Below are 10,117 nucleotides of genomic sequence, written 5' to 3' on the forward strand. Positions count from 1 at the left end.
AGTAGTGTCGTGTTGAATCGTCTTGTCAGTGGTCTGGAAAGGATCTTTTTCGGCCATCGTGCAATCGTGCTTGCTGTGATCGGCCTGTTCACGGTCGTGATGGCGGTATTCGCCGTCCAATTGCGCATGGACGCTGGCTTCGAGAAGCAGATGCCGATTGGCCATGAATACGTGCAGACTTTCCAGAAATACCGTTCCGATCTGCTTGGAGCCAACCGTATCACCGTAGTCGTGCGCGCCCGGAAAGGTTCGATCTGGACGCCGGAGGGATTGACGCGCTTGTACAAGGTGACCCAGGCAGTCACGTATCTGCCGAACGTGGACCGGGGTGGTGTGCGCTCGCTCTGGACACCGAACGCATTCGTCAACGAAATCACCGAAGAAGGTTTCCGTGCGGAGCCGATCATCTCGGGCACGATCACGCCCGACCAACTGACGCCGGCGGTGGTTGAGAACATTCGCCACGCGACCACGCTGGGCGGCTATGTCGGTACGCTCGTCTCGCATAACGAAGACAGCGCGATGGTCACGGCCGAGCTGAACGAGCGCGACAGCACCGGCAAGGTGCTCGACTATGTGGCGTTCAACCATACGCTCGAAGAGAAGATCCGCAAGCCGTTCGAGGATGCCGGCTACGAAGTGCAGATCATCGGTTTTGCCAAGCAGATCGGTGACATTGCCGATGGCGCAGTGGCCGTGCTCAGTTTCTGCGCGATCGCGCTGCTGCTGACTGCGCTCGCGGTTTACTGGTACTGCCATTCGGTGCGCTTCACGGTGCTGCTGATTGTCTGTTCCCTGTCGTCGCTGGTCTGGCAATTCGGCACGTTGCGCCTGCTGGGCTTTGGTCTGGATCCGCTCGCGGTGCTGGTGCCCTTCCTGGTGTTTGCCATTGGGGTCTCGCACGGTGTACAGCAGGTCAACTTCATCGTGCGTGAAATCGCGCGCGGCAATAGCCCGTTCGATGCAGCGCGCCACAGTTTCACTGGCCTGCTGATCCCCGGTGTGCTGGCACTCGTCACCGCCTTCGTGTCGTTTGTCACGCTGCTGTTGATCCCGATTCCGATGGTGCGCGAACTGGCCATCACGGCTTCGCTGGGCGTGGCCTACAAGATCGTCACCAACCTGATCCTGCTGCCGATCGCCGCATCGTGCTTCAACTTCACCCAGGCCTACGCTGAAAGCGCACTCAAGCGTAGTGCGCGTCGCTCGGAGCTGCTGCGTCCACTGTCGCTGGTGGCCAAACCGAAGTTCGCGGGCGCCACGCTGTTGATCACGCTGGTGGTGTTTGGGGTCTCGGTCTGGCAGAGCCGCGACCGCGTGATCGGCACGCTACAGCCCGGTGCGCCCGAGCTGCGCGAGGAAGCGCGTTTCAACCGGGATGCGACGGCCATCGCCGGCAACTATGACATGGGTCTGGACTGGCTGTCGGTGGCGATCGAATCGAGCGGCAAGGCGTGCGACAACCCGGCCGTCGGCTTGTACGAGGACGAATTCACCGCCGCCATGCGCACCGAGCCCGGTGTGGTGTCTGCTCAGTCGTACTCGGGGATGCTGCGTACCTACAACGCGGGCTACAACGAAGACTATCCAAAGATGAACGTCGTGCCGATCGATCCGGACAACTACGGTGCGGTGTCGGTTGACGTGGCACGCCTGAAGGGCTTCATGAAGGCCGACTGCAGCATGACCGCCGTCCACCTGTACCTGGCCGATCACAAGGCGACGACCATCAACCGGGTGATCGACGCTGTGAAGCACTACCGCGTGTCGCACCCGTTCCCGGGGGTCAACATCCGCCTGGCCGCGGGCAATGCCGGCGTGCTGGCCGCCACCAATGACGAGGTGGAGCGCAGCGAGCTGCCGATGATGCTGTACGTGTACGCCGCGATCGTGATTCTCGTGTTCCTCGCTTACCGCGACTGGCGCTCGATGCTGGCCTGCTGCGTGCCGCTCACCGTCGCCACCTTCATCGGCTACTGGTTCATGAAGGAGCTCAAGATCGGCCTGACGGTAGCGACCTTGCCGGTGATGGTGCTGGCCGTGGGTATCGGTGTGGACTATGCGCTGTACATCTACAACCGGCTGCAGCGGCACTTGGCCGAGGGCGACCCGATCGAGCGGGCCATGGAGCGTGCGCTGGAGTTCGAGTGCGTGGCGACCATCTTTACCGCCATCACGCTTGCGGTGGGCGTGGCGACGTGGAGCTTCTCGGCCCTCAAGTTCCAGGCCGATATGGGCAAGCTGCTGGCCTTCATGTTTATCGTCAACCTGGTGATGGCGATGACGGCATTGCCCGCGCTGGCCTCGGTGCTGGAGCGTTGGTTCCCGCGCCGCAAGCCGGCACGCGTGCCGGGCCTGCTCAGCCACTGACCCGGAGACACAGCCATGATCAAGACTTTTGTGACCAGCATTGCGCTGTGCATCGCCACGGCAGCATTTGCACAAGCACCATCGGAAGGCACGGTCGCCACGTGGGCTGCGAAGCCCGCGCACACGTGGAGCGCGCCGACCCACATGATGCTGCTGGACGCCACGCGCGCCGGCAAACGCATCGTCGCCGTGGGGGAGCACGGCATCGTTCTGCTCTCCGACGACGACGGCAAGACCTATCGGCAGGCTCGTACGGTGCCGGTTTCCGCCACGCTGTCCGCCGTCACGTTTACCGATGACCGGCACGGCTGGATCGTGGGGCAGTGGGGCGTGATCCTTGCGACCAACGACGGCGGTGAAACCTGGAGCAAGCAGCGCATGGACACGGCGGTCGATCAGCCGCTGTTCTCGGTGCTCTTTACGAACGACCACGACGGCATTGCTGTGGGCCTGTGGTCATTGATGCTTCAGACCCATGATGGCGGCAAGACGTGGGCTCGCACCACGCTGCCCAAGCCGCCCGGCGGTGGCAAGGCGGACCGCAATCTCTACCACGTATTTGCCGATCGGCAAGGCGCGCTCTATGTCTCCGCTGAGCAGGGGGCCGTGCTCAAGTCGACCGACGGTGGTGTGAACTGGGACTATCTCGCCACGGGGGGGAAGGGCTCGTTGTGGTCAGGCGTGGCGATGCCCGATGGGCGGATCGTTGTGGGCGGCCTGCTCGGCAGCCTGTTCCAGAGCAGCGATGGCGGGGCGACCTGGCGACCGTTGAAGGCAGAAACCAAGAGTTCGGTCACCAGTCTTGCCGCAGCGGGCAAGGGGCTCATTGCCGTTGGGCTCGATGGGCTGGTGGTGAAGCAGCGTGAAGACGGTGCGCCGCTGGAGGTCGCGCAGCGCCCGGATCGGGCTGCGCTGACCGCCGCGCTGATCGATGCAACTGGCCGGCCGATTCTGTTCTCAAATGAGGGTGTGCTGGCAGGCCTGTAAGCCGATTTCCACGAAAAAAGCGCTACGCGCCGGATCACCGTCAGCAACCTCCAGCATTACTTTCCGACTCGACCGTCAGTAGCAGATGCACGTTGCCGCGCTGGTCAACCCGATGGCCGGCGGGTTGGCGCTTCAGTTCGAGACAGGCCGCATGAAGCGTCCTTGCATGCGCGGCCTGGAGCAAACATAGGTTGCGGCTGCGAACTACATCACGCGGGTACGGGTGCCCATCGTTACTGATATCTGACGCTTGGTCCCTCGGCTTGGCGTCGTCATGAGGACCGCGGCTCGCAGCGGCAACACACAGGGCAAATCAAATTCAACGATGACCAGAACGTCTCAACAACTCGATGTCGCCAGTTTGGCGGGTTATCTGGAAAACCATTTACCCGGTTTCGAAGGTCCTCTGGATGCGGAGAAATTTGCCGGAGGCCAGTCAAATCCGACCTTTCTGCTGCAGTCGCGCAGCGGCCGCTACGTGCTCAGGCGCCAGCCGCTGGGCGAGCTGCTGAAGTCCGCCCACGCGGTGGATCGCGAATTCAGGATCCTGACCGCGCTTTCAGGGACCGCGGTGCCGGTTGCGCGTCCGTATCACCTGTGCGTGGACCGCGACGTGATCGGCAGCATGTTCTATGTGATGAGCTTCGAGGATGGGCGCATCTTCTGGAATCCCGCCCTGCCAGAGCTGCCTCGGCCAGATCGCGCAGACTGCTACGACGCGGTGCTGCAGACCATGGCGGCGCTGCATGACATCGATGTGGAGGCTGCCGGACTTGCTGACTACGGCCGGCCTGGCAGTTACTTCGAGCGACAGATCGGCGTCTGGACCAAGCAGTACCGTGCGGCAGAGACCGAACGGCTCGACGCGATGGAAACGTTGATCGGCTGGCTGCCGAGGGCCTGCCCCGAAGATGCAGGTCCGTCAACGCTCGTGCATGGCGACTTCCGGATTGATAATGTGATGTTCGAGCGCGATAGCTACCGCGTGAAGGCCGTCCTCGACTGGGAGCTTTCCACACTTGGCAATCCGCTCGCCGATCTTGCTTACTTCTGCATGTGCCTGCGACTGCCATCGGATGGCCTCGTCCCGGGTCTCGCCGGCCAGGATCGCGCCGCGCTCGGCGTGCCGCAGGAAGCCGAAATTGTCGCGCGCTATTGCGAGCTGCGCGGCATCGAACCCATCCGCGACTGGCATTTCTACCTGGCGTTCAGCTTCTTCAGGCTCGCCGCGATCGCTCAGGGCGTGAAGGCTCGCGCACTGAAGGGCAATGCGTCAAGCACGGCGGCCCTGCGAGTCGGAGACATGACGCGGGCTCTGGCCGAGGAGGCCGTGCGCGTGATCAACGCGCACGCCTGACATACGCCGCCGAAGCACACCATCAAAAACCGAATCAACTGGAGAAGCAAAGCATGGCAACGAACCTGTTCCACCTGACCGGAAAGATCGCGCTCGTGACCGGCGCGAGCCGCGGTATCGGCGAGGAAATTGCGAAGCTGCTCGCCGAACAGGGTGCGCACGTGATCGTGTCCAGCCGCAAACTCGATGACTGTCAGGCGGTTGCCGACGAGATCGTCGAGGCAGGTGGCAAGGCTGAAGCGCTGGCGTGCCACGTTGGCCGAGTGGAGGACATCGCCGCGACGTTTGCACATATCCGCGACAAGCACGGTCGCCTCGACATCCTTGTCAACAACGCGGCGGCGAATCCGTATTTTGGCCATATCCTCGACACCGACATCAGCGCATACGAGAAGACGGTCGAAGTGAACGTGCGCGGCTACTTCTTCATGTCCGTCGAAGCCGGCAAGATGATGAAGGCGCAAGGCGGCGGTGCGATCGTCAATACCGCGTCGGTGCACGCATTGCAGCCCGGCGACAAACAGGGCATCTATTCGATCACGAAGGCAGCCGTCGTCAATATGACGAAGGCTTTCGCAAAGGAATGCGGACCGCTCGGCATCAGGGTGAACGCGCTGCTTCCAGGCCTCACGAAGACGAAATTCGCGGGTGCCCTGTTCGAGGATCAGGCGATCTACGAACGATGGCTTGCCGATATCCCGCTGCGGCGTCACGCGGAGCCGCGGGAAATGGCCGGGACGGTGCTCTATCTTGTGTCGGACGCGTCGAGCTATACGAACGGCGAGTGCATTGTCGTCGACGGTGGCCTGACGATTTAAACCGAACAAGATGTGTGTGCAGGCTGGAGCTTGCGCACAGCCGTGGCCAACGCCGGATTGCAGTGCTGCGTTATGCGGCGGAGTTGATGCTAAAGGCGATCACGACTTTCGTGAATTATCTCAAGAAGGCGCATATGAATATCGGAGTGCCAGTAGAAACGCACGCGTACGAATCGCGCGTAGCCGCGACCCCGGAAACCGTGAAGAAGTATGTCGCACAGGGCCACAAGGTGGTGGTGCAGGCGGGTGCCGGCGTACGGGCCAGCCAGCCTGACAGCGCCTACGAGGCCGTCGGCGCGACCATCGGCAGCGCCGCCGAGGCGTTTGGCGCTGATCTCGTGCTGAAGGTGCGCGCACCCGAAGCCGGGGAACTGGCGCAAATGAAACAGGGTGCGGTGCTGGTGGGCATGCTCAATCCGTTCGATGCCGAGAGCAAGGCGCGCATGGCGGCGGCCGGCATCACCGCGTTCGCGCTCGAAGCCGCGCCGCGCACCACGCGCGCGCAGAGCATGGACGTGCTGTCCTCGCAGGCCAATATCGCCGGCTACAAGGCCGTGCTGGTGGCCGCGCACCATTACCAGCGCTTCATGCCGATGCTGATGACCGCCGCGGGGACCGTCAAGGCGGCGCGCGTGCTGATCCTCGGTGCCGGCGTGGCCGGCCTGCAGGCCATCGCCACGGCCAAGCGCCTGGGCGCGATGATCGAAGCGTCCGATGTGCGCCCCGCCGTGAAGGAGCAGATCGAATCGCTCGGCGGCAAGTTCCTGGACGTGCCTTTCATCACCGATGAAGAGCGCGAGATCGCGCAAGGCGTCGGTGGCTATGCCCGCCCGATGCCACCGGACTGGATGCGCCGCCAGGCCGAACTCGTGCATGAGCGCGCCAAGCAGGCCGACATCATCATCACCACGGCGCTGATTCCGGGCCGCAAGGCGCCCGTGCTGCTGCAGGAAGCAACCGTGCAGCAGATGAAGCCGGGCTCGGTGGTGGTCGACCTGGCCGCTGCGCAGGGCGGCAACTGCCCGCTGACCGTGGCTGACGAAGTGGTCGAGCGCCATGGCGTGATCTTTGTCGGGTACACCAACCTCGCCAGCATGGTCGCGGCCGACGCGTCGGCGCTCTACGCACGCAACGTGCTGGATTTCCTCAAGCTGGTGATCGACAAGGACGGCCAGTTCGTAATCAACAAGGACGACGATATCGTCACCGCCTGCCTGATGACGCGGCGGGAAGAATTGGCATTGGCCTGCTAAGGAGACATCCATGGAAATGGTGAACCACACGGTGATCAACCTGATCATCTTCGTTCTGGCGATCTATGTGGGCTACCACGTGGTCTGGACCGTCACGCCCGCGCTGCATACGCCGCTGATGGCGGTGACCAATGCGATCTCGGCCATCATCATCGTCGGCGCCATGCTGGCGGCTGGCCTGACCGAAGGCGGCGTGGGCCGCACCATGGGCACGCTGGCGGTGGCGCTGGCCGCCGTCAATGTGTTCGGCGGCTTCCTGGTCACGCAACGCATGCTGGAGATGTTCCGCAAGAAGGCGCCCAAGGTGAAGGCCGAGGCCAATGTGCCGGCGCACGCTGGCGCAGGACTGGTGGAGATGCCGCGATGAATGCCCTGTCCATGAATTTGGTGACGCTGTTCTACCTGGGTGCGTCGGTCTGCTTCATCCAGGCATTGAAGGGCCTGTCGCATCCGGCCTCGGCCCGCAAGGGCAACGCCTTCGGCATGATCGGCATGGCGGTGGCGGCGCTCACCACGGTGGCGCTGATTGCCAAGCTCAAGAGCGAATTTCTCTCCGACGGCGGCGCGGGCGTAGGCTCAGGCCTGGCGCTGATTCTCGCCGGGCTGGTGGTCGGCGGCGGCATCGGCGCCTACGTGGCGAAGAAGGTCGAAATGACCAAGATGCCCGAGCTGGTGGCCGCCATGCACTCGCTGATCGGCATGGCCGCCGTGTGCATTGCCGTGGCAGCCGTGGCGGAACCTGCCGCCTTCGGTATCGCGGCGGCCGGCTCGCAAGAGATCCCGATGGGCAACCGTATCGAGCTGTTCATCGGCTGCTTTGTCGGCGCCATCACGTTCTCCGGATCGGTGATCGCCTTCGGCAAGCTGGCCGGACGCTACAAGTTCCGCCTGTTCCAGGGCGCGCCTGTGGTGTTCCCCGGCCAGCACATGCTGAACCTGGCCCTGGCGGTCGCGATGGTCGGCTTCGGCATTGCGTTCTTCATGACGCAGGACTGGATGCCGTTCCTGGTGATGCTCGCCATTGCCTTCGTGCTCGGCGTGCTCATCATCATCCCGATCGGCGGCGCCGACATGCCGGTGGTGGTGTCGATGCTGAACTCGTATTCGGGCTGGGCGGCGGCGGGCATTGGCTTCTCGCTGAACAACCCGATGCTGATCATCGCGGGCTCGCTGGTGGGATCAAGCGGTGCCATCCTCTCGTACATCATGTGCAAGGCGATGAACCGTTCGTTCTTCAACGTGATCCTGGGCGGCTTTGGCAGCGATGCGGCAGCAGGCGCAGCAGGCGGTTCGCAAGTGCAGCGCAACGTGAAGTCGGGTTCGGCCGATGACGCCTCGTTCCTGATGGGCAACGCCGAGACCGTGATCATCGTGCCGGGCTACGGCCTGGCCGTGGCGCGCGCCCAGCACGCACTGAAGGAACTGACCGAGAAGCTGACCGAGAAGGGTGTGACGGTGAAGTACGCGATCCACCCGGTGGCGGGCCGCATGCCGGGCCACATGAACGTGCTGCTGGCCGAGGCCGAGGTGCCGTACGACCAGGTCTTCGAGATGGAGGACATCAACAGCGAGTTCGGCCAGGCCGACGTGGTGCTGGTGCTCGGCGCCAACGACGTGGTGAACCCGTCGGCCAAGACCGACCCGAAATCGCCGATTGCCGGCATGCCGATCCTGGAGGCCTACAAGGCCAAGACCATCATTGTCAACAAGCGTTCGATGGCCGCGGGCTACGCCGGGCTGGACAACGAACTGTTCTACATGGACAAGACCATGATGGTGTTTGGCGACGCGAAGAAGGTGGTCGAGGAGATGGTCAAGGCCACGGCTTGATGTCGGGTGGATGAGCACACAGACCCTCGGCAAAGCTAGGGTTTCCGGTAATTGGCGGTTTGTGTTCTCCACGTCTGTGGTGGGGGGCCGAAGGGCGCAGCCAAATAACGTGACGCGATGTTGTGCTCTATCGGAGGTAGTGGCAGTGAAGTAGTAGAGAAGAGTTCTCCACTAGGTGCTGCAAATGGCCCACCCCCACCCACAAGGTGGGGGCCTTTTTTCCCGGAGAAGGTGCCTTCCGGCCGTAGCTCTTGTGACACAGGCATCCGAATCCGAAAAGTGGGACTCCGGGCGAAGGAAGTGCGCAATGAGCCAGATCGAGGAAAGCAGGGCAAGTTGGCAGAGCATCCCGCTTGAGCCACACGTGTCGAGTGAGGGAAGCCATCCGCGCTGTGGGCGCGACGTTTGCCCGGCTTCACGAACCATTCTTGCGTAAGCCGACGGCATACGACAATCCGGCTCATTCGCGACATTGCGAGTATCGCATCCAGTTGGTAGCGAGTGTGGCGGCCCATCGCCATGACTCCGCGGAGCGTCGCCACGAAGATCCAGGGACTCATCGCCCCGTTGTGAGCCTGCGCAAGCCCCTCCTGCACCGATCAACTCGCAACGCTGACCGACGCTCCTGCCACTTTTTTGTCCGGAAAGAGTTCGTGCAACGCGGCCGATACCAGCGCCTCGCTGCTCAAGGCGAGGCGTCGACGATCCCGACGCGCAAGGGTTGATCCGCCGCAAGGCGTGCTGCACGCGACCTTCAGTATGTTCCGCACCGCTGGCATCTGCGAGAAATCATGAAGCGTGTGGCAGATAGCAAAGGAGTCGTCCGCGCAAGCGTTGAAAACTGGGAAAATTGCCAGGCCGATGGCGGCGATGGCAAGGAAGTATCTGCAAAAGGATTCGCTATGACCAGCGTGCATTCCAATAGCAACGGTGATGTGTCTCGTCGGATTGCGAGTGAGCCCATGAGCTTGCGTAGCGCGGCAATGGATGGACTCTGCAGGCCCGACGAGGCTGGCTTAAAGTTCCTGGCGCGAGATGGGATGGTGAAGATCGAGTTGCCAGGGCCTGGCCTGCAGGTCATCGTGGAACAAGCCGGCGTCGCACAAGTGATTTTTTTAGAGGATTCGGCAATGCTGGAGATCTGCCTGAAGCAAGGCAGCAGGCTGTCGCTCCATTGCTCCTTCGAAAGCGCGCAATGCCTCGCCGTGGAACTCCTTCCTGAAGCGCGCGATCACGAATTCCTGTTTCATGATAGGAACGGGGATCGCTACTGCGCTTGGGATGACCTGCGCTGACTTCGCTTCCGACACTTCTTCTAACATAGGGTGATCCTCCTTTTGCTGCAAATTGAGATGGTCACGCCGCGAGTATTTCTTGCGATTACTCACCAGTCGATAAGTAAGTCGACAAATTGGGGAACTTTGCGATGCCCGTGCCGGTCGGATCGTGTATGAAACGAGACGGACGTACATTTGACCATCAGACGCTGGAGGCGATTCGCC

8 protein-coding genes are annotated in these 10,117 nt (G+C 62.4%); all 8 read left to right on the plus strand.

The window, feature by feature from the left end; genetic code table 11:
• Positions 1 to 9 precede the first annotated feature (9 nt).
• The 8 genes from DN412_RS21780 (at position 10) to DN412_RS21815 (ending at position 9,910) form a co-directional block, all read left to right on the plus strand.
• On the plus strand, positions 10 to 2,370 hold the full coding sequence (locus tag DN412_RS21780; protein ID WP_115213473.1) for an efflux RND transporter permease subunit: 2,361 nt from the start codon (positions 10 to 12) through the stop codon (positions 2,368 to 2,370).
• 15 nt (positions 2,371 to 2,385) lie between these two features.
• On the plus strand, positions 2,386 to 3,357 hold the full coding sequence (locus DN412_RS21785; RefSeq protein ID WP_115213474.1) for a WD40/YVTN/BNR-like repeat-containing protein: 972 nt from the start codon (positions 2,386 to 2,388) through the stop codon (positions 3,355 to 3,357).
• Between the two features lie 325 nt (positions 3,358 to 3,682).
• Positions 3,683 to 4,714, plus strand: a complete 1,032-nt coding sequence (locus DN412_RS21790; RefSeq protein WP_114134860.1) for a phosphotransferase family protein — start codon at positions 3,683 to 3,685, stop codon at positions 4,712 to 4,714.
• 53 nt (positions 4,715 to 4,767) lie between these two features.
• On the plus strand, positions 4,768 to 5,532 hold the full coding sequence (locus DN412_RS21795) for an SDR family oxidoreductase (protein ID WP_114134861.1): 765 nt from the start codon (positions 4,768 to 4,770) through the stop codon (positions 5,530 to 5,532).
• A 134-nt stretch (positions 5,533 to 5,666) separates the two neighbouring features.
• Entirely contained in the window at positions 5,667 to 6,785 is a 1,119-nt protein-coding gene (locus tag DN412_RS21800) for a Re/Si-specific NAD(P)(+) transhydrogenase subunit alpha (protein ID WP_115213483.1), read from the plus strand.
• A 10-nt stretch (positions 6,786 to 6,795) separates the two neighbouring features.
• Entirely contained in the window at positions 6,796 to 7,152 is a 357-nt protein-coding gene (locus DN412_RS21805; RefSeq protein WP_115213475.1) for an NAD(P) transhydrogenase subunit alpha part 2, read from the plus strand.
• Entirely contained in the window at positions 7,149 to 8,615 is a 1,467-nt protein-coding gene (locus DN412_RS21810) for an NAD(P)(+) transhydrogenase (Re/Si-specific) subunit beta (protein WP_115213476.1), read from the plus strand. Before DN412_RS21805 ends, DN412_RS21810 begins: the two co-directional genes overlap by 4 nt.
• Before the next feature lie 791 nt (positions 8,616 to 9,406).
• Positions 9,407 to 9,910 (plus strand): hypothetical protein, encoded by a 504-nt coding sequence (locus DN412_RS21815; RefSeq protein WP_161564025.1) that lies wholly within the window; start codon positions 9,407 to 9,409, stop codon positions 9,908 to 9,910.
• Positions 9,911 to 10,117 lie beyond the last annotated feature (207 nt).

Origin of the sequence: Cupriavidus lacunae (genome assembly GCF_003353055.1) — a bacterium.
In the GTDB taxonomy this organism is placed as follows: Bacteria; Pseudomonadota; Gammaproteobacteria; order Burkholderiales; family Burkholderiaceae; genus Cupriavidus; species Cupriavidus lacunae.